Annotated in this window: 20 protein-coding genes; 12 read left to right on the top strand and 8 right to left on the bottom strand. The window is 44.5% G+C overall.

The features are described 5' to 3' along the window. Positions 1 to 111: 111 nt before the first annotated feature. The 4 genes from FIU99_RS24730 to FIU99_RS24715 all read left to right on the top strand — a co-directional run bounded on the left by FIU99_RS24730 (position 112) and on the right by FIU99_RS24715 (position 5,182). Positions 112 to 864, top strand: a complete 753-nt coding sequence (locus FIU99_RS24730) for a response regulator transcription factor (protein WP_006961165.1) — start codon at positions 112 to 114, stop codon at positions 862 to 864. Continuing rightward, entirely contained in the window at positions 861 to 2,195 is a 1,335-nt protein-coding gene (locus FIU99_RS24725; RefSeq protein WP_006961166.1) for a sensor histidine kinase, read from the top strand. The genes FIU99_RS24730 and FIU99_RS24725 overlap by 4 nt, the downstream gene beginning before the upstream one ends. 157 nt (positions 2,196 to 2,352) lie before the next feature. Then, complete coding sequence (locus tag FIU99_RS24720) at positions 2,353 to 4,269, top strand: TonB-dependent receptor (protein ID WP_006961167.1); 1,917 nt, start codon at positions 2,353 to 2,355, stop codon at positions 4,267 to 4,269. Between the two features lie 13 nt (positions 4,270 to 4,282). Further along, positions 4,283 to 5,182 carry a siderophore ABC transporter substrate-binding protein gene (locus FIU99_RS24715; protein WP_006961168.1) on the top strand — a complete coding sequence of 300 codons (900 nt, stop codon included), beginning with the start codon at positions 4,283 to 4,285 and terminating at the stop codon, positions 5,180 to 5,182. A gap of 58 nt (positions 5,183 to 5,240) precedes the next feature. Here FIU99_RS24715 and amt read toward each other — a convergent pair whose 3' ends face one another. Then, positions 5,241 to 7,148, bottom strand: coding sequence for an ammonium transporter (amt, locus tag FIU99_RS24710; RefSeq protein ID WP_006961169.1), 1,908 nt, complete (start codon positions 7,146 to 7,148; stop codon positions 5,241 to 5,243). Between the two features lie 161 nt (positions 7,149 to 7,309). Here amt and FIU99_RS24705 point away from each other — a divergent pair, with 161 nt between their 5' ends. The 3 genes from FIU99_RS24705 (at position 7,310) to FIU99_RS24695 (ending at position 11,803) form a co-directional block, all read left to right on the top strand. Beyond that, the gene (locus tag FIU99_RS24705; RefSeq protein ID WP_006961170.1) at positions 7,310 to 9,667 is read left to right on the top strand and encodes a fatty acid cis/trans isomerase; all 2,358 of its coding nucleotides are present in this window, start codon (positions 7,310 to 7,312) and stop codon (positions 9,665 to 9,667) included. 39 nt (positions 9,668 to 9,706) lie between these two features. Continuing rightward, a complete protein-coding gene (locus FIU99_RS24700) occupies positions 9,707 to 9,895 on the top strand; it encodes a hypothetical protein (RefSeq protein ID WP_006961171.1) in 189 nt (62 codons plus the stop codon). Positions 9,896 to 10,054: 159 nt separating this feature from the next. Continuing rightward, entirely contained in the window at positions 10,055 to 11,803 is a 1,749-nt protein-coding gene (locus tag FIU99_RS24695; RefSeq protein ID WP_006961172.1) for a formate--tetrahydrofolate ligase, read from the top strand. A gap of 52 nt (positions 11,804 to 11,855) precedes the next feature. On the opposite strand, the gene vctC is transcribed toward FIU99_RS24695, so the two are convergent. The 5 genes from vctC to FIU99_RS24670 form a co-directional block, all read right to left on the bottom strand. After that, positions 11,856 to 12,611 (bottom strand): iron chelate ABC transporter ATP-binding protein VctC, encoded by a 756-nt coding sequence (vctC, locus tag FIU99_RS24690; protein WP_006961173.1) that lies wholly within the window; start codon positions 12,609 to 12,611, stop codon positions 11,856 to 11,858. A 7-nt stretch (positions 12,612 to 12,618) separates the two neighbouring features. After that, positions 12,619 to 13,569 (bottom strand): iron chelate uptake ABC transporter permease subunit VctG, encoded by a 951-nt coding sequence (vctG, locus tag FIU99_RS24685; RefSeq protein ID WP_039952118.1) that lies wholly within the window; start codon positions 13,567 to 13,569, stop codon positions 12,619 to 12,621. After that, entirely contained in the window at positions 13,559 to 14,497 is a 939-nt protein-coding gene (gene vctD, locus FIU99_RS24680; RefSeq protein WP_006961175.1) for an iron chelate uptake ABC transporter permease subunit VctD, read from the bottom strand. The genes vctG and vctD overlap by 11 nt, the downstream gene beginning before the upstream one ends. Before the next feature lie 70 nt (positions 14,498 to 14,567). Continuing rightward, positions 14,568 to 15,479, bottom strand: a complete 912-nt coding sequence (locus FIU99_RS24675; protein ID WP_006961176.1) for a siderophore ABC transporter substrate-binding protein — start codon at positions 15,477 to 15,479, stop codon at positions 14,568 to 14,570. A 170-nt stretch (positions 15,480 to 15,649) separates the two neighbouring features. Next, on the bottom strand, positions 15,650 to 16,066 hold the full coding sequence (locus FIU99_RS24670; RefSeq protein ID WP_039952234.1) for an RNA-binding S4 domain-containing protein: 417 nt from the start codon (positions 16,064 to 16,066) through the stop codon (positions 15,650 to 15,652). 78 nt (positions 16,067 to 16,144) lie between these two features. Between FIU99_RS24670 and FIU99_RS24665 the strand changes: the two genes are divergently transcribed. Together FIU99_RS24665 and FIU99_RS24660 are read left to right on the top strand one after the other, a co-directional pair. Beyond that, positions 16,145 to 16,966, top strand: a complete 822-nt coding sequence (locus FIU99_RS24665) for an ABC transporter substrate-binding protein (protein ID WP_006961178.1) — start codon at positions 16,145 to 16,147, stop codon at positions 16,964 to 16,966. A gap of 147 nt (positions 16,967 to 17,113) precedes the next feature. Further along, positions 17,114 to 17,728 (top strand): response regulator transcription factor, encoded by a 615-nt coding sequence (locus tag FIU99_RS24660; RefSeq protein WP_039952120.1) that lies wholly within the window; start codon positions 17,114 to 17,116, stop codon positions 17,726 to 17,728. Here the strand turns inward: FIU99_RS24660 and FIU99_RS24655 are convergent. Next, the gene (locus tag FIU99_RS24655) at positions 17,706 to 18,596 is read right to left on the bottom strand and encodes a LysR family transcriptional regulator (RefSeq protein WP_021456509.1); all 891 of its coding nucleotides are present in this window, start codon (positions 18,594 to 18,596) and stop codon (positions 17,706 to 17,708) included. The two genes, FIU99_RS24660 and FIU99_RS24655, sit on opposite strands and share 23 nt — an antisense overlap. Before the next feature lie 9 nt (positions 18,597 to 18,605). After that, complete coding sequence (locus tag FIU99_RS24650; RefSeq protein ID WP_006961182.1) at positions 18,606 to 20,249, bottom strand: response regulator; 1,644 nt, start codon at positions 20,247 to 20,249, stop codon at positions 18,606 to 18,608. A gap of 501 nt (positions 20,250 to 20,750) precedes the next feature. Between FIU99_RS24650 and FIU99_RS24645 the strand changes: the two genes are divergently transcribed. From FIU99_RS24645 to FIU99_RS24635, 3 genes are all read left to right on the top strand, one after another. Beyond that, positions 20,751 to 22,526 (top strand): EAL domain-containing protein, encoded by a 1,776-nt coding sequence (locus FIU99_RS24645; protein WP_006961183.1) that lies wholly within the window; start codon positions 20,751 to 20,753, stop codon positions 22,524 to 22,526. A 118-nt stretch (positions 22,527 to 22,644) separates the two neighbouring features. After that, positions 22,645 to 23,961, top strand: coding sequence for a GGDEF domain-containing protein (locus tag FIU99_RS24640; RefSeq protein ID WP_039952122.1), 1,317 nt, complete (start codon positions 22,645 to 22,647; stop codon positions 23,959 to 23,961). 264 nt (positions 23,962 to 24,225) lie between these two features. Further along, positions 24,226 to 25,518, top strand: a complete 1,293-nt coding sequence (locus FIU99_RS24635) for an insulinase family protein (protein ID WP_006961186.1) — start codon at positions 24,226 to 24,228, stop codon at positions 25,516 to 25,518. Positions 25,519 to 25,522 lie beyond the last annotated feature (4 nt).

Below are 25,522 nucleotides of genomic sequence, written 5' to 3'. Positions count from 1 at the left end.
TAAATACGATTGATAATGCCCAAACCAATAAGCTCACCCATTTATTGGCATTGAAAGTTCAACCTCTTTTATTGATAATAACAATTATTATCAATAAAAGAGGTGTGTTCCATGTTTGAAGGTGGAGGAAGATTATCATTTAACGATCATAAATCTTATGGCCAAATACTGTCAGGCAATGAGCCATCAATACTATTGGTTGAAGACGATAGACATCTGAATCAGCAACTCACCTCTCTTCTTCAAGACAGTCGATACCAGGTTACCAATCTGGATTGTGGTGCCGAAGCATTGAATTGCCTAAAGCAATCCAACTTTGACCTAATCATTCTTGACATTAACCTGCCAGAGGTCGACGGCTTTGGTTTGTTGAACTTTATCCGCTTTCATTCAAATACACCGGTCATCATGCTGACCGCATACGGCGCAGAAGAACACCGCATACGTGGGCTGCGTTATGGCGCGGATGACTACATCAGCAAACCATGTAACTTTACTGAGGTGAGTTTACGGATCGAAGCGATTTTGCGCCGAACTGGTCACAATCAAGCATCGAGCTCTAACCGTTATCAAGAATATAAAGAACTCAAGCTTGATAAGAACGAACTGACTGTAACCGTCAACGAGTCCGCTCCCATCACCCTCACACCAATTCAGTTTAAATTGCTCTGGACACTTGTAGCCAACCACGGCGCAGTACAAAGCAAACCGTTTTTGTACCAGGTTGTACTAGAACGCGACTTTAGCTCATACGACAGAAGCTTAGACATGCATTTAAGTCGAGTGAGAAAAAGCTTAGTCGCTTTGGGTATGAGCTCAGAACGAATTCAGACCGTTCACGGCAAAGGTTATTTATTACGATGAAAAAGTTACTTTTCTGGCGACTGTTTGTCGTACTCTCATTGGGAGGAGTGATCTTTTTCTCCCTACTCCATAGCGTCGCTCTACTCTCCAATGAAAAGATGAGTTACATCGATAAAAACCATCAGCAAGAAATTCTCGCTTGGGGTGAGCACGTTCAGTCGCAGCTCGGGCAAGGGAAATATGATGAAATGAATCAGTGGGTAAATCAGCTAGCGTTGCGAGAGGAAACGTGGGCAACGGTGGTACGTTCCAATGTCTCCGTTGTCAGCGGTAACCCTCTCAATAAGCGATTTTGGGATGGTTATGGCATAGGTAGAAACGTCGAGTGGAAGATTCACCTTTATTTTCCTGAGAACCCGATAATGGAAGTCGCTCTTACTCCTTCTGATTATCACTTCTTGGTTAAATTGCCTGCTCGTATGCGCCCCGGAACCTACATGTCGCACGCATTCTGGACTTTCCGAGTCGTCATTCCGTTCTTAGCTCTATTGGCGCTAACTATCTACCTTTATCGCTACGTCATGACACCATTACAGCACTTTCACCGTACAGCCAAAGAATTTAGCCAAGGTAACTATAGCGCTCGAGTCTCACATCACATGACACTGGGTAATGACGAGTTAAGCCAGATTGCTCGAACGTTTGACATGATGGCCGAGCGCACAGCTAGTGTGATTAACCATAATCGCAATCTGATAGCAGATATGTCTCATGAAATTAGAACACCGCTCGCTAGAGTTGAAATGGCGACGGATTGCGTCGAAAAGCAGATAGATACTGAAGAAATGGTCAGTCGAATTAGATCTGAAGTTCAGGCTATCCGGGTTATGGCAGAAGATACGCTGACACTCGCGTGGCTAGAGAACGAACGACCAGACTTAAGAGACGAAGCCTTTGATCTGACTGAGCTGGTGGAAGCCATCGTTGAAGATGCGCAATTTGAGTATCCCGATCGTCAGATTGCCATAGATCTCCCTTCGCAGCTTCCGCTCTCCCACTCTAATCAAAGGGCCCTATCTCAAGCAATAGAGAACATCGTCCGAAACGGGCTGAGATATACGCCGCAGGGAGAAACCCTCACCATTAAAGCTTCATTTGATGAAGACAATGTCACGCTGACCATATCCGATGCTGGTCCGGGTATAGACGCTTCTTTAACTAAACGTATATTCCAGCCCTTCTTTAAAGCTGATAACCAGGTTGGTTCACGTAAAGGTTTTGGCGTTGGCCTTGCGTTGGCCAAAAGACACATACAAGCCGTAAACGGTTCAATAAGTGCAAAAAATCGCAGAGAAAGAGGGCTTGATATGGTAATCAACCTACCTACTTAAATATCTCATACAGGAGGCGACGTGCATTCCGTTGCCTTTTGTTTTCTCTAGATATCACCTCAAGATGTAACAGTTGTAAAAGTCATTTACTCACCCTATACGAGACGACAAAATCCACTCGATAATAATTCTCATTAACAGTGGAGGTTACGGTCAAATGCATACCGTATTCAAGTTAAGCCCAATTGCCCTCGCCCTTGCTTCAGGGTTGGTTTTCGCTAATCAAGAAACCGCAGAAATCGTTGAAGTCATTGGTAACCCACTTCAAGGGATTGATACCATCATCACCGCTGAAGACTTATCCAAACAGCAGGCTCAAGATCTCAATGATGTATTTCGTAAAGATGCGGAAGTCTCCGTTGGCGGCTCGGCAGGCATCACTCAAAAGATCTATGTCCGTGGATTAGAAGATACTATGATGAACATTTCTATCGACGGAGCTGAGCAGTCAGGCAACCTTTTCCACCATCAAGGCAGACTTTCAGTTGAACCGGAGCTTCTTAAGCAAGTTGATGTTTCAGCGGGTGCGGGTCGAGCCACTAACGGTCCGGGCGCTTTAGGCGGTGCGATCCAGTTTAAAACCAAAGATGCGCATGACCTTTTGCAACATGAAGACCAGTTTGGTGCGCAGGTGAAAGCGGGTTACTACACCAACAACGACGGCTACAAGGTTTCAACCAGCTTGTATGGTGAAGTCACCGAGCGGCTAGGGTTGCTGGCTTCATTTGGCTACGTTGAAGGAGACAACATTGAAGATGGTCGCGGTACCGAGCAAGAGTACACAGCAATCGAACAGCAAGTTGCGCTTCTTAAACTTTCAGGCCAACTTAACGAGCAGCACTATCTGTCTCTGAGCTACGACTATCGTAACGATGATGATACTCGACTGAATCGACCTCACTTTCAACCAAGTGTAAAGAATGTTCCACTGGAGCAGGAAGCGGATCGCCATACCTTTACGGCCAATCACAATTTCCGATACAGCGACCTGCTCAACTTAGATACCACCCTTTACAGCACTGCTAATCGTATTGCTCAGAAAGATCACCCGCAATGGAACACCAGCGATGGTACTATCAACACCATAGGCGGGAAAGTGTTCAACACTGCTCGCCTAGCTCAGCATACTCTGATTACGGGTGCAGATTACAAACGGGACAAATCTGAGTTCGAAACTAACTATTCAGGCCAGCAAAACCACGAAGAGAAAGGCACAGTATACGGGCTATTCGTGCAGGATGACTGGAACATTAATGATGCGATTTTACTTTCTGCTGGTGCCCGTTACGACTGGTATGAACTAACCGACAATATTAATCAGGAATTCGACTCCAGCGGCTTCAGCCCCAACATTTCCTTAACTTACCAATTGCTTGATGGTCTTGAACTGTTTGCGGGCTATGCTGAAGCGTTTCGCGGCCAGCAGATCAAAGAACTGTTTGTCATCGACTATCGCAACAATGCCGCGGATCGTGCTCCAGAACGTGCAAAAAACAAGGAAATCGGTGCCAGCTATCGCAAAAACAATCTCATTGCGGGCTTCACCTTCTTCGATAGCAAAATCGAAGATGTTGTTACAACCAGCAATAACGTCTACACCAATGTCGGAGAGCTAACGACAACAGGTTTTAGCGCCTACGTTGGCTATACATTGGAGCAAGTATCAGCCCGATTGAGCTACAACCAGTCTAATCCTGAGCTTAATGGCGTACCACTCAGTGATGGTGACTCTACACTAGGAACGTCAATTGGCGACACTTGGGTCTTAGATGTTAACTATGCAGCCAATGACGAGCTTGAGTTTGGCTGGAATGCGCGCTTTGTGGAACGTTTGACGGACGTAGCGGATTCAAGCGCATACCCAGAAAAGCCGGGGTATGGTGTCCATGATGTCTATGCTCAATGGTTGCCACTAGCTGAGCAAGACCTGACGCTCACGCTTTCTGTGAAAAACGTGTTCGATAAATACTATTTTGACCATGGTTCATACATGGCTTACATCGGCAGTAGCGTCGCTCAAGGCTACGCTAGCGCGGGTCGCGATATTCGAATGAACGTTAGCTACGCATTTTAACTAAGGAAAGACAATGCTGATTAAATCATGGGTTGCGCTCTGCCTTATGTTAGCAGCGAGCTTGGTTCATGCCAGGATGATAACAGTGACGCATCCGCTGGGTGAGACCACGCTAGAATCCAAACCTGCGCGAGTTATTGTTCTTGGGATGGATACGCTAGACGTACTCGACAATTTAGGCATTGAGCCCGTGGCCGTCGTAAAATCACCGATGCCACACTATCTGAGCAAATATCAGGATGATAGCTATGTTTCGGCAGGTTCACTCTTCGAGCCTGATTTTGAAACGATATTTGCTCTCAAACCTGACTTAATCATAGCCAGTAATCGCAGCTCTGAGTCCTATCCTGAACTGAGCAAAATTGCCCCTACTATCGTTTTTATGGCAGATGCCCGACGTTATTGGCAAACCACTCAGGCGGCTTGGAGAATGATGGGGAAAGTTTTTGAACGTGAGGAGGACATTGAACGCAAGATCAATCAGGCTCAGGCACGAATCGATCAGATAAGGCAACAGACGAAAATCACTAAGCCAAAAGCCCTAGTGGTGATGACAAACGGCGGCAAGCTCACGACGTTTGGACAAGATTCTCGCTACGGAGCCATATTTACTCTGTTCGGCTTCGAACCTGCTGATTCAAATAATGCGAATAAGGTTCATGGCGACCTAATCAGTTATGAGTATATTGCCCAGTCAGACCCTGAGCACTTGCTGATACTGGACAGAGACCAAGCCATCGGAAGGGATTCTGGTGAAGCGTTTAAGAAACTCGATAATCCTTTAATGTCGCAAACTCAGGCGGCGAAAAACAACCGGATTCATTTTTTGAACCCTCATGCTTGGTATATTTCTGCCAGTGGCATTCAAGCAACTCAAATGATGATTGATGATATGAGTCAAGCGGTTAAGTAGCTTTGCTTCTTTCATTAGAAATGATAAGAGGTGCAGTAATGCGCCTCTTCTTTGCCCCTTACCAGTCTGAATGATCAGAAAAGAACACCACTTGATTCCTACCCAGCTCTTTGGCTTTGAACAATGCCGCATCTGCTTCATCAAACAACACCGTATGTGGCAAGTTTATTCGCATATCCCACACAGCTCCTCCAATGCTAACCGTGACAAAATCACATTCCGAATGAACATGGGGGATCTCAAGCATCTCGACTTCTTTTCGTAATAACTCCGCGATTCGTCTAGCGTCATGCAGATTAGTATCGCGTAATATAAACGCAAACTCCTCTCCACCTATTCTTGCCAATATATCGTGCTGGCGCCGCGTCACACTGCTCAGTGCCTGACACACATTTTGCAGGCAATAATCACCCAGTTGATGACCATAGTGGTCATTGTATTGCTTGAAGTAATCGAGATCCAAAATAAGCAAAGCAAAGTCTTTATTCTCTTCATGACTTTTCTTGACTGTATTCTCTATCGCCTGTTCATACACCCTGCGGTTAGGAACTCCTGTAAGAGGATCCAAGCTCGCCATCTTCAATAATTCCCTTTCCTTTTCCCTAAAATGACGATTAGTGCTGTCCAGCAGATAATTGTATGTCATTGAAAGATTGGAATAATCAGAACCGTGATCAACCTTTAGATGGGATTCCATATCATGCGCTTTGACTATCCGGTCGAACTGGTCCATCAAGTCAACTAACTCATCTTTCATACCATGTTCGCCGAAATTAAGGCCGATGGTCTCCGTTTGTGCTGAAACTCTTAGCGGATGGAAATGATTAACAATCTTCAACAAAGGGTATCCGAGGCCAACGACCCAAGCTGCGGTTGCAACAACTCCACTCATTTGAATATAGAGTTGCTCTAGACGACTACCAGAAGCCAAAAAATCCGTTGGGGCTAACAAAGCAACAGCCAATGTTCCCCATATTCCCCCGCCAAGATGAACTGGAACCGCAGATACGACATCATCAAGCTTTGATTTTTCTAGCACCGACACCAAAACTACGCTGATACAACCACTAGTGGCACCAATAATCACAGCGCCACTTAAATCGACGACGTTAGCACTGGCTGAAATAGCCACCAGACCAGCAAGTAATCCATTCAGAAGGTAGCGGATCCCACGCATAGAGTGGATGTTCCACGACAACATTAATGCACTAAAGCCGCCAGCACAGGCCGACATGGCAGTATTAGAAAAGATTTTCGCCAAGTCGGCAGTAGGATCAATAATGCTACCGCCATTGAAGCCAAACCATCCAATGAACAACAGAAACGTCCCTAGCGCCGAAAGCGGTAAGTTTTGGCTGTACATTTCTCGCGTTTTTCCATCATCCGAAAATCTGCCTAGCCGCGGTCCAACAATCATAATGGCAATCAAGGCAACCCAGCCACCAACGGAATGCACGACCGTTGCCCCAGCGAAATCTATGAAACCCATCTTGGCTAGCCAGCCTGTATCACCAACGGACAAATGTGTTCCGTTCCATACCCAGTGGCCAATGATCGGAAAAAGCAGTGTTGCGGTAATAAATGAGCAGATTAGATAGCCTGAGAAGCGCATACGTTCTGCAACTGCGCCTGACATTATTGTTGCGGCGGTTCCGCAAAACATCATCTGAAAAAGAAAGAAAGCTAACACTATAGGCGGATGCTGGTGGCCAATAGCAAACAGGTCTAAGCCAATTAACCCTTTCCAACTGTCACCATACATAAACGCAAAGCCGATCAACCAAAAGCAGACACCACTAACACAAAAATCAGCCACGTTTTTGAGCGCGACATTAATATTATTCTTATTCCTGACCAACCCACTTTCAAAACAAGTAAAGCCCGGCTGCATCAGCAGAACTAGCGCAGTACAGAGTAAAATCCACGTAATAGCGATGGTGTCGTTATCCGTAACTATAATATCCAAAGTCGCCACTTTTTATGCAATCGGTTTATCTGGAGCATAGTTAAGTAGCCGTGTTTTCTCCACTTTTCATCAATTTCTCATATTTTGAATAGTGTTTTATTTGCCAATTCATTATCCTTCTGCTGCAATTATCAAACCTCGGCAATACAGTTATTATCCAAATGAATTTACGTACCTTTTTCACTCTATTTTTGGTCACAACCTTTGCTGGCTGTGCAACCTTTGCTGGCCTTAATTATGACCAGCTATTTGGTGAAGCTCAGGTAAGAGACAGGCAGGTATCTCTCACCACAGAGCACAGCGACTTCTTTCTTAGCGAAGTAAAACCCATTATTGATAATCGCTGCGTCGTCTGCCATGCCTGCTACGACGCCCCTTGCCAATTGAAAATGTCTTCCGTTGCTGGGATTGACCGAGGAGCGAGTAAGGAACTGGTTTACCAAGGCACACGCTTAACCGCAGCTACCCCTAGCCGATTATTTGAAGATGCTCAGACCACGGAACAATGGCGCTCAATGGGCTTTCATCCGGTGCTGAATGAGCGTGACCAAACGCGCACAGCGAACATCGAAGCTGGCCTTGTCGCAAAAATGTTGATCCAAAAAAAGGCACACCCTTTACCGAATCAGACTCAACTTGAGGGGTTCGATTTCTCTATTGATCGCTCGCAGGTGTGTCCAACCATTGAAGAATACGACAGCTACGCCCAAGATTACCCCACTTGGGGCATGCCTTATGGAATGCCAAATCTCTCATCTAACGAATATTCGACTCTAATGAGTTGGCTACAGAACGGCGCCATAATGAATGCGCCGATCCCACTAACACTTGAACAACAAGCGCTGGTAGAGGAATACGAGCAGTTTCTCAATAACGGCTCTCGCAAAGCGCAGCTCACCGCTCGCTACATCTACGAGCACTTATTCTTGTCGCACCTGTATTTCTCGGAGCTAAACGAAACCACGCCACGATTTTTCACCTTAGTTCGTTCTGAAACACCACCGGGTCAACCCGTTAAACGCATTGCGACTCGCAGGCCCTACGATGACCCAAACGTAGACCGTGTTTATTATCGCTTTGTTCCTGAGCAAGCAACTATCGTGGACAAAACCCACATGCCGTTCGCTCTGAACTCGCAGCGTATAAACAACTGGAAAGCGTGGTTCATCGACACCACTTATGACGTCGCCCAGTTACCAGGATACGAGCCTGAAGTCGCCGCCAATCCAATGACGGCGTTCATTGAGTTACCAGTCAAATCTCGCTTCAACTTCATGTTGGACAACGCACAAAACACCATCAACGCCTTTATCAAAGGCCCTGTATGCCGTGGGCAGTTAGCGTTAAATGTTATCAATGATCGCTTTTGGGTTTTCTTTCTCGACCCCGATAAATCGGACATACCAGAAGTTAACGAGTTTTATCACTCACAAGCTGACAACTTAAAACTCCCAGGCGAGTTGGAGAGCAACACCTTACCTGTCGCAAACTGGGTATCTTACTCCCGCCAGCAAGCACGATACCTGACAGCAAAGTCCGATTTCATCAACAGCTGGTTCAAAGATGGAAAGCATTTAACTACGGATGTCATCTGGACGGGCAATGGCACCAATTCAAATGCAGCTTTGACCGTATTTCGCCATTTTGACAGCGCTTCTGTTGTCCAAGGTTTAGTAGGTAAACCACCGAAGACTGCTTGGGTTCTCGATTATGCTCTGATTGAACGAATCCACTACTTACTCGTCGCTGGGTTTGATGTCTACGGAAACTTTGGCCACCAACTGATGACTAGAATGTTTATGGACTTTTTGAGACTCGAAGGTGAGAGTAATTTTGTCGCACTTCTTCCAAGAGATATTCGACATGTTGAACAATCCAGTTGGTACCAAAATCAAAGTACACAGCTGAGTGATTTCTTACAGCGCAACGTTAAGCCGTTCGATCAACCGACTCAGGTACCCTATCAGACCGATAACCCCAAGCAAGAGCTGTATGACATCTTGAAAACCCAACTTAGCCCCGTTCTGAACAACCGTTACGCGATAGAACAGACCGGGTTTAGCACCTCCAACGAGGCTCGCTTGAGAACATTGGACGACATTAAAGGAAAAGGGCTTTTATTCATCCCTCAGATAGTCATGCTATTGATAGAGTCCGAGTCAGGCCAAGAGCAGCTGTTCACCCTACTGCACAACAATGCCCACACGAATATATCAAGCCTGTTCGATGAAGAAGGAAATCGCGACTACGAAAACGACGATTTAACGTTAGTTAGAGGGGTGATCGGAAGTTACCCAGCAACGTATCTGTCATTACATGAAAATGAGATTTCTCAACTCATCGACATGCTAAAAAATATCCGTTCAGAAGAGGATTACGTTAAGTTATTGGATCGATTCGCAATCCGCAGAAGCTCAGATAGATTCTGGCCTTTCAGTGACAAAGTACACGCTTGGTACAAGGAAAATCAGCCTGTCGAATTCGGTCTGCTTGACTATAATCGTTTTGAGAATAGGTAGAACTGTTCAACCGAGCGTTTATTAACGCGGGAGGTGGGCATGAGTATTAGAGATAGTATTCGCGCTATCGAGCAACAAATCTACGTTGCTTGCTCAGAGGGTGATTACGACACTGTCCAAATGCTTGAGCATCAGCTCGAAAGCCTGCGCGGTAAGACCGAGCACCCTTTCGATGATGATCCCTATGCACCAGAGGGCAAAATAATCCCCGAAGACGATTGGTATTAACGATGAACGCCCCGCTTTGCGGGGCTTTCTTTTGCGTTCCAACCACAGTAACGCGTATAATCCTTTCCACTCTTTAGCAGCCAACACCTATTGTTTGCATGCACTTCTAGCGCCTAAAGGCGTTTACCTCTCTTCAAACTCTTATCAATGGAGGGTTTTATGCTGTCGGACATTGAAATCTGCCGTTCTCAAACTTTGCACCCTATTGACCGTATCGCCGAAAACGCGGGGTTACTCCCAACGGAATACCAGAGTCAGGGAAAACACAAAGCCAAAGTATCCCTTAATGCATTAAATAGGCTCGGAAACAATAACACCGGAAAACTGGTCCTCGTTACCGCAATCACTCCAACGCCTCTGGGTGAAGGCAAAACCGTGACAACAATTGGATTGGCGCAAGGCTTAGCCAAAATCAATCAATCGGTTATGGCCTGTATTCGTCAACCTTCCATGGGGCCCGTTTTCGGTGTTAAAGGCGGAGCTGCTGGAGGTGGGTATTCTCAAGTTGCGCCAATGGAAGAACTCAATTTGCATCTGACTGGTGATATTCACGCCGTGACCGCAGCACATAACCTTGCTGCTGCCGCTATCGACGCGAGAATCTATCACGAGCAGCGAAACGGCTACCAAGACTTTGAACAACGTTCCGATTTAAAAGCGCTACGCATCGACCCAGAACGCGTAGTCTGGAAACGTGTGATGGACCACAATGATCGTGCCCTGCGTATGGTCGCCATCGGACGAAATGAAGACGGGAAACAGATCAACGGTATTGAGCGAGAAGATGGCTTTGATATTTCCGCGGCGTCTGAGCTTATGGCAGTGCTGGCCTTATCAAGTGATTTAAAAGATTTGCGTCAACGGATTGGACGCATTGTGCTGGCTTACAATATTGAAGGCCAACCTGTCACAACAGAAGACCTCGAAGTCGCCGGGGCCATGGCCGTGAGCATGAAAGATGCTATTGAGCCAACATTGATGCAAACACTTGAGGGTGTTCCTACTCTTGTTCACGCTGGGCCTTTTGCAAACATTGCACACGGAAACTCTTCCATCATTGCCGATAACATCGCAACTAAACTGTGTGACTACACGGTGACAGAAGGTGGGTTCGGTTCAGATATGGGGTTTGAAAAAGCCTGTAATATTAAAGCGCAAGTGTCAGGCAAAGCGCCTGACTGCGCAGTAGTTGTGGCAACCTTACGTGGTTTAAAAGCCAACTCGGGGCTTTACAACTTTAAACCGGGTCAAGCTCTGCCTGAATCATTGTTTAAGCAAGATGATTCCGCCCTAGCTGCTGGGTTCGAAAACCTTAGATGGCACATTAACAATGTGAATAAATACGGTATCCCTGCTGTGGTTGCCATCAACCGATTCCCACAAGATAGTGAACAAGAGCTCCAGCAACTGGCTGAGATGATCCGAAATCTACCCAACAACGTTGAAGTTGCCATCAGCGAAGGTTTCGCACAAGGTGGTGAAGGTGCCGTTGAACTCGCACAAAAAGTAGTCAAGCAATGTCAGCAAGGTTCTCGGTTTAGTCCTCTCTATCGCTTTGAACAGACAATAGAAGAGAAGATGATGGCAGTAGCTGAATCGGGTTATGGTGCAGCGAGTATCACTTTGAGTGAGAAAGCTAAGCAGCAGTTAGCAGAATTCAAACAGCAGGGTTTCGACCATCTTGCCGTCTGTCTGGCAAAAACGCCTCTTTCAATCTCCACAGACAGTTCTGTCAAAGGTGCGCCTACGCATTTTGATGTTCCTGTCCGAGAACTGAAGCTTTGTGCTGGGGCAGGGTTCATCTACGCCCTTTGCGGCAATGTCATGACAATGCCTGGCTTGCCAGAAAAGCCAGCGTTTATGAACCTCGATTTGGATGATAATGGAAACATCATTGGTCTGAGTTAACACAATTCATTGCGCGCTATCGCCTAGTTTACATGCGATAGCGCCAAATCACTTAATAATATGTACACATCCGCTTGCCATTCACTTCAATAATGTTGAATGGCGTTTCGTAAATACTCTCTAGTATGTCTGATTGAATCACTTCACTCACTGGACCCTGAGCGACTACCCTACCTTTTTTGAGCGCAATAATTCGGTCTGAATAACAGGCCGCAAAGTTGATATCGTGAATTACCACGACCACGGCTTTATTCATTTCATGCGCCAACCGACCCACGTTACGCATAATTTGCAATGAATGTTTGATATCCAGATTATTCAAAGGCTCGTCTAAGAACACGTAATCCGTATCTTGCGCCATCACCATTGCAATGAATGCCAGCTGGCGTTGACCTCCACTCAACTCGTCGAGGTACTTGTTCTGGATATCGGATAAATCCAGATAGGATATGGACTTATCGATTACTTGCTGGTCTTCATCGGTCAATTTGCCTTGTGAGTATGGAAAACGCCCAAAAGACACCATTTCCCTTACCGTAAAACGCATAGTGATGTTGTTCGCTTGGCGAAGCACTGCCAATCTCTTTGCCAACTCTTTTGTGTCCCATTCAGACAAAGAGCGGCAATCAATGAACACTTGCCCGCCGTCTTTATCAATCAATCGGCTAGCCATGGATAGCAAAGTACTCTTACCTGCGCCGTTGGGGCCAATGATAGAGGTTACTTTGCCCTTTTCGAATTCCGCACTCGCGTCATCAACCACTTTGGATTGACCAAACAACTTGGTTAGATTCTGTAATGTAATCATAAAGCCTCTAGACGACTCGGTTACGCAGTAACATAGTCAAAAAATAAATTCCGCCAACAAAGTTGATGACAACACTTAGCGTGGTAGAAAATCCAAACACCTTTTCTACCAGCCACTGACCACTTAGTAAGGCCGCCACTGAAAGCAGTGATACTCCGACCAGCAATACACGGTGCTGGTAACTCTTAAAAAACTCACGAGTTAAGTTGGTCACCAAAAGCCCGAAAAACATAATTGGCCCAATCAGTGCCGTTGAAATGGCAATAAGAGCCGCTGACAGCACCAACACCCAAAGCGTGACGCGTTTTACGTCAACCCCTAAGCTGGTGGCGTTGTCTTTGTCCAACCAAAACACATCCAGCAAACGATTCAGGCGATACAGCAACGCGCTGATCAATAGCAATAGTGGCGTACATAAGTAAACAAGCTCGACGCTGACATTATTGAAGCTGGCAAACATATTCGCTTGGACAGAAGCAAAATCACTCGGGTCCATCAACATAATGAAAAACGAGGAGATACTGCCAAACAACTGACCAAGTATTACGCCCAGCAGCAATAACACCATCAAGTTTTGTCGCTCGCCTCTGAAGTAAAAGCTGAATAGCAGCAGTGAGAACGCCAGCATAACGACAACAGAGACACTGAAGTTAAAGTAGGCGTTCATCGCGATACTGCTCAACCCGCCAAACATCACAACCACCAGCACTTGAGTAAACATGTACAGAGAATCAAAGCCCATGATACTCGGTGTCAGAATGCGGTTGTGAGTAATGGTCTGAAAAGCCAGTGACGACTGACCTATCGCGATGCCTGCCACGATCATGGCAAGCACTTTGGGAACTCGCCGTGAAAGGAAGTACTGGTAATTATCAGCATTTAAGCCAATGCCAATAAACAGAAAACCAAACAACAACACGATGACGGCCAGTCCAATGATCTTCACCCTATCCTGCATTTTTCTGCCCCTTTAAGATGAAGAAAATAAATACGCTACCACCTAAAATGCTGATAATGGTCGAGATTGGAATCTCGTATGGGAAGATGATCAATCGACTTGCCAAATCACAGCAAAGGACAATCAGGGCACCCAGTATCGCGGTAAGTGGAATATTGCGGCGAAGATTATCTCCATAGAACCAACTGACCAGATTAGGGACAATCAGCCCAAGGAACGGCAACATCCCTACGATCATCACAACGGAAGCAGACATCACAGAGACTAACAGCACACCAATGATCAGCACTTGCTGGTAGTTCAGCCCCAAGTTGACGGCAAAATCCTTACCTAAACCGACAGCGGAAATTCTCGCTGCATACAAGTAACTGAAGATGGCAAAGGGAATGGCGATATAAAGCAGCTCATAATCGCCCTGCAACAAATTCGCAAAATTAGCGACTGTCCAACTAGACAGGTTTTGTAGCGCATCGTACTTATACGCAACAAACGTCGCGAGCGAATCGACAACGTTGCCGAAAATAATCCCAATCAGTGGCACAAATACTGCGTTCTTAAACTGAATACGATTGATGAACTGCACAAACAGCAACGTCCCTAGCATGGACACCGAGAATATAAGCCACAGCTGCTGACCATTACCAAATAATACTAAGCTCAGTACGTAACCGAGCATGGCACACTCAATCGTTCCTGACGTGGAAGGTGAAGCAAATCGATTTTGACTGATCTGCTGCATAATCAAACCAGCGATACTCAGCCCAGCCCCCGCCAGCAGTACCGCCACCAAACGTGGAATTCGACTAGCAAACAGCAAATGCCAACTGGCTGTATCTCCGGCGATCAGAGAAGCAACATTTAGTTTTCCAACGCCTACAAAAATCGACGCTGCACTCAGTACCAACAGAACAAATAACAACTTTTTCAATGTAAAACCCTTACAACGCAAAAAACCTCAAGCCAATTCAGCTTGAGGTTGCGTAATCATGTTCAGACTATCAGTTTAAACTAGACGCCGTCTTCACATCTTCAATCATCTGTTCCGTTGCACGCATCCCTGAAATCGACAGGTACCAAGCATTAATGTCTAGATAAGCCATTTTTTTGTTCTGGTAAGCTTGGGTCGCTTTGACCAGATCATTTTCGAAATCACGTTTTACAGTGCTGCCTTTGCCTTTATTGATCAAGATGTCTTTATCTATCACAAGTAATGCAGATGGGTTTGTTTCACGAATGAATTCATAGGAAACCAAGTCGCCGTGACGGCTTTCTTTGATTCCTTCCACTGACTCCTTAAAACCAAAATCTTTGTAGATAGCGGAGAATCGAGACTGAGCGCCGAACGTGGTAATGTTTCCGCCCGCACTCATCACAGTCAGTGCATCCAGTTCGTTTTGCTGATTCGATTCCTGAATCGCTTTAAACTCACTGTCTAGTTGTTCAATCTTACTCTCTACGAAATCTTGTTTTTCAAATACTTGAGCGAGATTGCGCCATTGCTCCTTGGTGCTTTCCCAATAGCCTTTATTCGCGTCTGAAGCATAGACAATGGTCGGCGCAATTTCGGACAGCTCTTTGTATTTCGCCGCTGCACGGGTGCCAATGATGATCAGATCTGGCTTTTGCATGTAGATGGTTTCAAAGTCAGGTTCGTGAAGGCTTCCAGCGGAGACAAAATCGTAGCTACGGTATTCCGATAAGTAGTCCGGGAACATACTGACTGTAGAAACGGCGACAGGTTTGACATCAAAAGCTTTAACAGTATCTAACGCGCCCAAGCCAATAACGACAACTCGTTCTGGGTTTGTTTCTAACTTGGTCACACCTTGCGCGTGCTCAATCTCTACCATCTCAGCATTGACGTTAAATGCCAATAAACCTGCGGTTAACGCGGCTGCAGACAATCTCATTATTCGGACTCCATATTTACAAATGAAATCCATTATCATTTACATGTATAGAGATGTCATCAATGCTTTACGTTTTTTACATTTGTTATAGAAAGGAAAAAGTAATTGATTTCTGATACTTAAAATAATGAAGCGCACCCTAGATGCAGGTGCGCGGTGAGGTTTTACTGTTATAGAAAGTCTATGTTAGAGCGGCCAATCTCGTTTTTCTTGCTTTCCTTTTTCTTCTGCCCAGCGTCTTTCTTTGCCTTGTTTTGTTTCTTTGGTTTGTTTTTCTTTTCTGGCTTTGATTCAGGCTTCATGACTGAGGGTTCTTCAGGCTCAGTGACTGGCGCATCGCAAATCACGACGTAATATTCCTGATTGAATTCAAAAAAATCGCCATCGTACATCTTACGACGCTTACGCGTCTCCAGCTCACCATTAACAGCAACGTAGCCTTCCGCAATTAGGTGTTTCGCTTCGCCACCACCACCGACTAGGTTGGCAATTTTGAATACCTTGTAAAGCTCAATTGGTTGTGTTGAAACTTCTATTCCGATTGCTTCAATTTCAATCTCTTGCTCGTTTTCGTAGTCGTCTGTCATGTTTTGCTTCAATTGCATGTGTAAAAAAACTGAGTCTAATCCCTATCCTTTAATAAATAAACTAAAGTTAATCATAGAATGGGCACTTTAAAGGTACTGATTTTGCTCAAATGGACACTAATCCTGCTTCTTATCTCGTCGCAGGCAATGGCATACCATCCTCCAGTCAAAGTACTGGTATATGGTGACGACTCTTACCCTCCCTACAGTTATGGTGAAGAAGGTGTTGCAAAAGGAATCTACAGCGACATTCTTCGTCGAGTTTTTGAAGAAATGCCTGGCTATGAAGTTAAACTTGTCCCTATCCCATGGAAGCGTGGTTTAAAAATGCTCAAAGTCGGTCAGGGACTAGCTTTATATCCACCGTATTATTATCCAGATAAGCGCCTGTATATTTCCCCTTATTCAAAACCTATATTAGATGAAGAGGTTGTTGTCTTCTGCCACCCTGATAGCGTCAAAAATCGCTCACTGCAACGATGGCCAGAGGACTACCTAGGCTTAACCGTTGGTGTCAATGAGGCCTTTGCTCTTGGAGGCACTCAGTTCTGGGATGCCGTAAAAGTCGGCAAAATCACGTTATTGGAGGCCAAAGGCAACCGTCCTAATCTAATTAACCTTCATGACAAGAAAATAGATTGTTACATGAACGACCGGTTATCTATTCTTTGGGAAATGAAAAGAATGGCCAAAGAAGGGCTGTTGCCTGAAGATTGGAAGCTAACCCTTGGTGCGGTAGTAAGCGCCGAAAAAGGCTACTTAGGATTCACCAACCGTGAGCCAGATAAATATCCCTTCAAAGAGGATTTCGTTAAGAACTTTAATGATACGCTGATGAAACTTCAGCAACGAGGCGAAATCGACAACATAATCAAAGCTTACTTCGATAACGGTATGTAACCCGCCAACGTACTCAACATGTGACTTTCCATTTTGGAAAGTCCGGTTTTCCACTCTTTCCTTCAATTTTGACTTACATTGTTCCTATTCGAAACAGTGATAAGTGCATCCCAATAATGATGCGACGTTACCAAGAAGTTTATCATCATGCCATCCTATAAAATTCTCGTTCTCGACAACCAACCTTTAATGCGAGATTCCATTGAACGTCTCGTCGTCAACGTCATCAGTAACGCTCAAGTCTTTCAGTCGGACTCCACAACTTCCGCTCTGACAATACTTCGCGATAACGAGATTAATTTGATCATCCTAGAAATAAACTTGGAGGTTTCAGACGGATTCGAGTTTATCAGACGCGTGAAAGCTCATGGCTATAGCGGCAAGGTTTTATTTTTCTCTGGAAGTAAACACACTATGTTTTCGCAAGCCGCTTTTAAATTAGGAGCAGATGGGTATTTGTCCAAACTAGAGTCATCAAAGATCATCAAAGAAGCCATACTGGCGATAATCCAAGACGGCTCGGCGTTCAGATACAATGCTCAGAGTAAACCAATAGTCTGCCTTTCAAGCCGTGAAACAACTGTGCTCAACTATTTACTTCAAGGCTATAGCAACAAGAGAATTTCAGAATTACTGTCTCTTAGCGCAAAAACGATCAGTACGTACAAATCACGCATATTGAGCAAATATGAAGTTGATACCATGTTTGATCTAATACAGATGAAAGAGCATCAACTTCTCAGTCAAAAAGGTAGTATTTGAGCTTTCTGATGAGTAGCTCGTGAAGCGGGTTACCTTGGTTAGAAAGTTTATGGTAGGCGACTATGGCAGGTGGCTGAGTCATTTGAAGCTCATCAGGTAATACACACATCGTATAGCCTGGGCGATTGAGGTGCTTAATTGCAGGCAATAAGGTCGCGCAATTGAGCTCTTTCATGAGTTCGAATAAGCATAGGACGTTGTCTACTGTGGCGATCTTGTTGACATAAACTCCACTCTCTTCGAGCGCCATTTTGATCACCGTCTTCTTCTCCTGCCACCCTTTCATCTGCATAAACACGAAAGGTAGAGCTAATTTGTCTTCTAACGAAAGAGAAGCATGCTTTTCGGTTGTGACAATCCCTCCCCTGTATCGGCCTAATTGATGTTGATATATCGCCTTGCTCATCTCCGGATTGAAATACTGAACACCAATATCTAACTGATTATCCATAATTTGTTCAACGGACGTATCAGACCAGCTGGTCAGCGTGATTTTAGCGTTAGGAAAGGTTTTAATCAGATCGACCAGAAGTGATTTGCCAACCAGATATTGCGCCAAATTTGGGATAGCCACGGAGATTTCTTTATCGTAGGTTAGCGGGTCAAATGTGTCACCGACAATGGCATCTTCAATAACTCTTAGCCCAGCTGTCACTTTTGGAAGCAAAGCAACCGTGTACTCTGTTGGTTCAAATTCATGAACACCACGCACAAACAATGGGTCATCTAACTGTTCTCGCAGCTTAGCTAGATGCTTGCTGACTGCGCTCTCCGTTTTGCCCAATTCTTTGGCAACTGGTTTAAGGTGGCGGTGCTTATGGATCAGTACAAGAACTTTCAATAAGTTAAGATCAAGTGGAGGTCTCATTCATCCACCCTATACCGCTGCTAATGCACGATTGAAGTTGAGTTTGACCAAGTTTAGTTTTTTCTGCGCTTCTATTCGTTCGGTTTTTCTGAGACTGGATGTACAAGTAATCGCCGCCTCACAATCGAATATAACCTTTCTAATTTCAGCTGGATTGATGGCGCGGGGAATTTCACGATTCAGAAGCGATAGCATTTTATTCGCCACCAACACGCACTGCTTACGGGATTTGAATATTTCCAAGCCAAGCGCGACAGCTTTTTCCACCGATTGAAGCGAGTACTCATCCACTTGCGCTAGCAATCTGACTAACGCAGATTTTCGTCTCATTCCATGCTCTATCTGATGTTCTAATTGCATCTGCATAGAACACGCCGACAATGATACTTTGCTGTAGTCAGTATGGGAGCGAGCAAAACCAGCGACTTGATCGAACCAGTGATAGTTGTCCGTTACAAAAAGAAGGTACAAAAGGTAGTGCAATTGGGGCAATTGCAACTGCTGATAGTTTTTCAGCAAATTGGCCAATTTGATACGCGCAACTTTATAATTTTCGTCGTGCAGTTCGATATGAACATCCACAAGCGTCAGTGCCAATATTTCACTTTCTGCTAAATCGGATTTCATCAGATTGTGTAGCTCTTTATGCGCTACCATGGAAATCGACTTGCCTTGAGCAGACGCCGCAACTAGTTTTAGTCGCATCAAGTGAATAGCGTTCGCGACGGTATTGCGGTGAGTATTGGCAATTTGATGGCGATAAATAGCCAACCCACTTAAAGCGCCATCATAATTCTCTTCTATCTCACAGAGTCGAATATAGGCAAGTAAACGAGGTGCACTACCTTTCGAAAATTTAATAGCGTCAGTCAATGCGTTCTTAGCGCTCGTGCTATTCCTTTGCACTAGGCTGGTTAATGCTAACATGTCAGAGACACTTGACGGGACTCTACCCGACTCCTCAATCCAGTGCTCTAACAATGAATGAGCTTGCTTCACCTCACCCATTTCGAGTAAAGCCGATGCCTTACCCACAATAGCCCAATGGCTTTTACGCAGAGTCGTACATGAATCGTAATGCTCAATCGCTTGAGTATGAAATTGCCGTTCTAAATACGTGACTCCCTGAAGACGCTGTATATGAGCGGTATATTCCGGGTATGCCTTTAGTGCCGCTTTAAATGATTCCGCGATATCTTGATAGCTTGCACTCTTTGGTTGTTTTAGCAGCGCGGACAGAGTTTGCTTGCGTCTGTACACGCGTAAAACCCGCTTTTTGAACTCATACAACGAATACGGCTTAAGAACGTACTCATCTGGTTCTGCTTCCAATATTGAACGTACAACTTCACCAGTCGTTTCACTGGTTAACATAATAACAGCGCATTGTGGGCGAATAAGGCCGTAATGACGGCACTCTTCTAAGATCTGCTTTCCATTCAGTTCCTTACCAAACCTATAATCACAAATGAACAGATCAATCGAAATTTCTCGCAGATTTTTGTATACCGAACGAATATCTTTGGCCGTAAATATTAGACGATCACTGAAGCCAGACTCTCTTAGTAAAATTTTTAGGTTAGCAACCACCAAAGGAGAATCGTCTGCGATCAGCACACCCGCCTGACTGACATTTTGAATTTGGCCGAGCATTATTCCAACTGCGCTATTTTGGATAAATTGGTCGCTAGAGTATAGAAAGAGAAAGCGGATGAAAACGCCTGATATATCAGAGTTTTGTCAAAATTAACCGCTATTAAAACATTGATAAATATATAAGAAAGTGACATTTAACACTCAAATAGGTTGTGCGGTACTCTGCACAAGGAATATGCCACCTATTGAGCATAATTAAGACGAGCTACCAGCCCCCTAAACAATTCAAAAATTAAATAACTCAGTGGATTTTTATTCACTTCATTAAAGAGGAAGATCTCATTTCTCTCATCTAGTGAGAGTAAAAAGGATATTTCAGTTCAAAATATGAACACACGTCAATAAAAGCTCACATTTACTGTCTCATACTTGGCTCACTGCTGGAGCTTAATAAATATTTCATGTTACAAATATAGGTTACACGGAAGATATTTATAAATTCAAAAAATAAAGCTCATGGAAGGCTTACCGCGTGTTGGATTAGGTACGTCGAATCAAATGTCACAGATAATCAAGAATATACCGCCGCAATCGAACGCTTCGTCGGTCTCGAAATGTCGCTATGCAGGTGAAGAATCACAGGGAAATAGCTCCATCGCACTAAGTGGCGCGGAGCTAGATGAGCTTATGGATAACCATTTTAAGCACATGTTTGATGTGTTTAACGATGGTATTTTCTATATGACAGACGATGATCGCATCTTCTTTTATAACCCTACGTTTTACGAGAACTACGATATTGCCTCTGGCCAATGTCATTTGGATGCATGGCTATCTTTGGTCCACCCTCTGGATAAAGCGATGCTCAAAGGTGAAGTAGATGCACACATTCAGAAAGACGAACAAAAGATCTCTACTCAGTACCGAGTAAGAAACAAGACCGGCCAATATGTCTGGATTGAAGGGACTGCAGTGACGAAAACTATCAATGGTACCCGCTTTATGATTGGGTGCCATCGCGATATATCCGATCGCAAGTTGATGGAAACCTATGTCCAGCAAGCCGCATTTAGAGATAACGCTTCTGGCTTATCGAATGGCCAGAAACTGATTATCGATATCGATGCTTTAGTCGACCAACTCCCCGGCCAGCATTCTCTGATCTACATTCAGATTGGCGATATTCGCTCCTACCTAAGCGCATACGGACCCCATATCTTACGTGACGTGATGTCACACCTTATCACAGCGTTAAACTCCTTTACCGATGACTTTATTGATATATACCGTGTGCGCTCTGATGACTTTGCTATTCTCGTCAGAGGCCATTATACAGCCGAAGAGTTAATGACGCTTGGCGAGCGTATATCTCAAACTTATCAAGAATCGGTTCAGGCAAATGGCTACATGTATGGAACAGATATCAGTATTGGTATATTCCCTAGTTTCGATATTGGTCTTGCCGCTGAAGAAGTAATTAAAGTCGCAGCACGCACCTGTCAGTTCGCTGGTGAAAAACGGCACAATAGAGTCGGCGTTTACAGCAAAGAAACCAAAAGCAAAGTTGATCGGCATTTTTACATCGAACGCGAATTAGCTAACGCGATCCACAACGAGACCTTGACCGTTAAGTTTCAGCCAATCATCTGTGCCAAGAAAAATCGAGTCGCTAGTTTCGAAGCTCTGGTACGCTGGCGCAGTGAAGAAATCGGCGAGATCTATCCTGACGAATTCATTGAGGTGGCCGAGAAAAAGGGATTGATCGTTGAACTCGGCTATTTAGTGTTCTCAAAGGCTTGTCAGTTCATAAAACGATACCTAGAGACTCATGGCACGAATATCAGGGTAAACGTTAATGTTTCCGTACTTCAGTTGTTAAACCACCAGTTTCCAGACCGACTAAAACGGTTAGCTGACCATCTGGGCATTGATACTAAAAACATTGTATTGGAATTAACCGAAACCATTATTCTCGATGGTAACAAAAGTGCCATTTCCCAGTTAAGTCGACTAAGCGACTACGGTTTTCTACTTTCATTGGATGATTTTGGTTCTGGTTATAGTTCATTAAACAGCTTTTTTGATTTGCCTCTTAACCAAATTAAGGTGGACAAATCGATGGCGTGGCGATGTTTGGACAACCCTGCAACCTTGGAATACCTTTCTTTCATCACTCGCCTTTGCCAAGCTCACAATGTGGATGTTGTTGTAGAAGGTATTGAAAGTGCTGAAATGCAAAAGCGTTTCACAGACATGGGGGCCTCCTTCCTTCAAGGCTACTGGTTCTCTAAACCGCTCTCTATAGCCAGCGCCAGCCAGTACACTCTCGTTTGATTCAGCTCGCTTAGTGGTGTGTTGTCACAAAAGTTTCATCCGTCTTAATAGACTTTTGTGACAATGCTCCATAACATTTGAGTCCTTGATGAATATATAAACAAGATAAACATAGGAAATGTTTTTACATTACAGCAGGCCTCTCAGCTCGTCTGCCAACATAGAACTGCGTTGTCTGGCACTCATGCTTTTCGCTGTTTTCATTGTAAACACGCCTCTAAGCTTCATCAAAGACGCTAAGAAGAAAGACATTTCGTTCCAGCTAAAAGCGATTGACGAAACCCTGAATTTGCGTAAACAGCAAATCAGCAGCTATGCCGCTCTCAGCAAAACCCAGATTGCCCATCAGTACTTCACACACCCCGATTTGTTTTATGATCTCACTCAGCATTTACTGGAGAATCAGAACTTAATTACCAGTATTGAGATAGTCAGCAGAACCCCTTCTCGTCACTATCGATACAAGCATCTGATTGATTCTTATAACTCTTTTTACGCTAGTAGCCTTAACCAAGAAGCGCACCAAATACTCTATCAACCTGACTTAGGTTTATTTACTGAGATTGCACCTGTGTATCAAGGGCTCCAACATCTTGGTTACCTTGTTCTAGATGTTGATATGAGCGAATTTAATAACACGAGCCGTGATAACATTCTACTACTGGATGACGATGGCTTTATTTACTCAAGCTCACACCCAGCAATCAACAGTTATCAGTATTTACCCGATGCTTACTCAAAAGTCTGGAATGATTTAAATCGCAGTCAGCGCTCGGAAGGTATACTCGAACAAGGCGAAAATTATTTTGTTTATAGAGATATTGGCTTTTTTAGTGGTAAACCTTATTTCCTTCTAAAAGTGGTTCCTAAAGACGAGTTTATTCCAAAATATCTGTATCTTATCTTGGCACTTTTGTGCATCAGTGTTGGAGCGTCCTACTATCTTTATAAACTCAGGCAAGAGCGCCGTGAGTTAAATAAGATCACCTACACAGACCAACTTTCTGGTTTACATAACCGCCATTATTTGCAGAAAGTAGAGCAACAGAGCTTAGCCAGTAAAGGCTACTTTATCGGAATATTCGACATTGACCATTTCAAAGCTGTGAATGACAAATACGGTCACGATGTCGGCGACCAAGTCATCAAACGTGTTGCAGCTATCATTAAATCTCGCATTCGCGTTGCTGATTACGCGTTTCGTATAGGTGGAGAGGAATTTGTCGTCCTAATCAATACAACTTCAGTTCAAGATGCCAAGCAGGTGATGAATAGAATTCGTATCGATGTATCACAATTCACTCAGGCTCCGAACGTAACAATATCGGGCGGTATACATCCGGTCGTCGGTACTATACCTCAATCCTTAAAGAAGGCTGATGCTCTTCTGTACAAAGCCAAAGAGAGCGGACGCAACGTTATCTATTGCCAGTAGTCCGACTGCTGGGCTGTTTCAATAACGAGACAAAAACTACTCAAAATCCAATACAGTTTGACTAATAGCGTGAATTTGTACAAAATCCCGCCACATTTTATAAATGAATATGTTCTACTCTGGTTGTAACAAACCAGCAATGCGAAGAAAGGCCATCCTTTCTCAATCACGGATACGATTTTCGCTCAATACCGCCTCTAAATAGCTATATGCAGGTCGATTGATGAACAGGGAAACACTTAAGGTCTTCTTCAGGAGTTTGCTGTGTCTATCTATAACCGCGCTTTAACAATAACGTTGACAGCTCTTTTTACTGCTATCGCTGCGTTACCTGTAACCGCAAAACCAACCTCTCCTCTTTGGTTCGAACATACCGATATTACGATGCCTCGTAATATTCAGACATCGGTTCTTGAAAATGGTATCCGCTTGGTTTTAGTTGCTACGCCTAACAAACAACAAGCATTAGAGTTACGCCTTCGAGTTGGAGCAGGTGTTGCTCAGGAGCCTTCGTACCTTCCAGTCTCTCGTGTTCTCGCGAATCAAATAATTGGTGATTCAAAGTGGTCAGCAACGACGGATTACCAGCAAACTGTCTACAGCCTGAGCACAATAAACGACAGCCAACACTCATTAGAAGGTGCTTTGGACTTCATCGAGACAAGCTTCTCACAGCAGAGTTTTGTGCAAAAAGCTTGGAAACAGTCAGCAAATTTGACCGATTACCCAACTGTCGTCAGTCAGAACCAACTTGACTCTCTTGAGCTTGGGAAAAGTACTTCACCAGTAACCGAAACATCAGCCAGTCGAGTGCAGTTGGAAGATCTAGAACACTACTTTTCTCAGTACTATGTACCAACAAACATGACTTTGGTTATCGCAGGGGATTTCAAAGCTCGTACGCTGCAAAACAAGGTGCAAAAGGCATTCTCTCAATGGCATAACCCAACACCTCTGACAAAAACTCAGCAGCCTGCTCTAAGAATGGGTAACAACGGAATTTCAGGTACTCAAGGAAAGCATAGTGTTTCACTCAGTGCACTAGCTCATGTGTCGGACGACGTCGATAGCAAACTGATGCGAAAAGACCTATTGCTCGCCACTATTGCCAATCAGATCCTAGAGCACCGAATTGAATCTGCGCTGGCTGATGTCCATTCTTCGGCGACCGTTTCCGTTAAGAATGAAATCTTGTTTAACCAGAAACTGTTATCTCAAGTACTGGTTTCAAAGATTCCTGATGGTGAGCAGCAAGCCACAAAACAGATCGTTGAGCAAGAAATCAAAACAGCATTAGCGGTAGGCTTTACACATTCTGAATATGAGGCGGCAGTCAGTGAGATTCGCTTGAATAAACAAGCAGAATTAGTTGCATTTAGACAAGCTGGACCAGCCGCTATGGCGGATCGCATGGTCGACGCGATTGATAATGGTTCGGTCTACACCACACCATCCTTTGAGCTAGAACTTATCGACTTTCACGTGGCACATTTAAGTGAAATCGACATTAGCAAAGAGTTTGAAAAGATCTGGGCTCACAAACTAAAAAGCATATAAAAAT

This window comes from Vibrio sp. THAF64, assembly GCF_009363455.1.
GTDB classification, from domain to species: domain Bacteria; phylum Pseudomonadota; class Gammaproteobacteria; order Enterobacterales; family Vibrionaceae; genus Vibrio; species Vibrio coralliilyticus.
This window is presented reverse-complemented; position numbering and strand designations above follow the sequence as displayed.

Excerpts from the sequence above, each read along its gene's own strand:
- FIU99_RS24700 (WP_006961171.1), top strand. The coding sequence starts at position 9,707 with ATGAGTATTAGAGATAGTATTCGCGCTATCGAGCAACAAATCTACGTT.
- vctC (WP_006961173.1), bottom strand. The coding sequence starts at position 12,611 with ATGATTACATTACAGAATCTAACCAAGTTGTTTGGTCAATCCAAAGTG.
- FIU99_RS24665 (WP_006961178.1), top strand. The coding sequence starts at position 16,145 with ATGGGCACTTTAAAGGTACTGATTTTGCTCAAATGGACACTAATCCTG.
- FIU99_RS24675 (WP_006961176.1), bottom strand. The coding sequence starts at position 15,479 with ATGAGATTGTCTGCAGCCGCGTTAACCGCAGGTTTATTGGCATTTAAC.
- FIU99_RS24695 (WP_006961172.1), top strand. The coding sequence starts at position 10,055 with ATGCTGTCGGACATTGAAATCTGCCGTTCTCAAACTTTGCACCCTATT.
- vctG (WP_039952118.1), bottom strand. The coding sequence starts at position 13,569 with ATGCAGGATAGGGTGAAGATCATTGGACTGGCCGTCATCGTGTTGTTG.
- FIU99_RS24650 (WP_006961182.1), bottom strand. The coding sequence starts at position 20,249 with ATGCTCGGCCAAATTCAAAATGTCAGTCAGGCGGGTGTGCTGATCGCA.
- FIU99_RS24725 (WP_006961166.1), top strand. The coding sequence starts at position 861 with ATGAAAAAGTTACTTTTCTGGCGACTGTTTGTCGTACTCTCATTGGGA.
- FIU99_RS24655 (WP_021456509.1), bottom strand. The coding sequence starts at position 18,596 with ATGAGACCTCCACTTGATCTTAACTTATTGAAAGTTCTTGTACTGATC.
- FIU99_RS24715 (WP_006961168.1), top strand. The coding sequence starts at position 4,283 with ATGCTGATTAAATCATGGGTTGCGCTCTGCCTTATGTTAGCAGCGAGC.
- FIU99_RS24670 (WP_039952234.1), bottom strand. The coding sequence starts at position 16,066 with ATGACAGACGACTACGAAAACGAGCAAGAGATTGAAATTGAAGCAATC.
- FIU99_RS24645 (WP_006961183.1), top strand. The coding sequence starts at position 20,751 with ATGTCACAGATAATCAAGAATATACCGCCGCAATCGAACGCTTCGTCG.
- FIU99_RS24730 (WP_006961165.1), top strand. The coding sequence starts at position 112 with ATGTTTGAAGGTGGAGGAAGATTATCATTTAACGATCATAAATCTTAT.
- FIU99_RS24640 (WP_039952122.1), top strand. The coding sequence starts at position 22,645 with ATGTTTTTACATTACAGCAGGCCTCTCAGCTCGTCTGCCAACATAGAA.
- FIU99_RS24660 (WP_039952120.1), top strand. The coding sequence starts at position 17,114 with ATGCCATCCTATAAAATTCTCGTTCTCGACAACCAACCTTTAATGCGA.
- FIU99_RS24705 (WP_006961170.1), top strand. The coding sequence starts at position 7,310 with ATGAATTTACGTACCTTTTTCACTCTATTTTTGGTCACAACCTTTGCT.
- FIU99_RS24720 (WP_006961167.1), top strand. The coding sequence starts at position 2,353 with ATGCATACCGTATTCAAGTTAAGCCCAATTGCCCTCGCCCTTGCTTCA.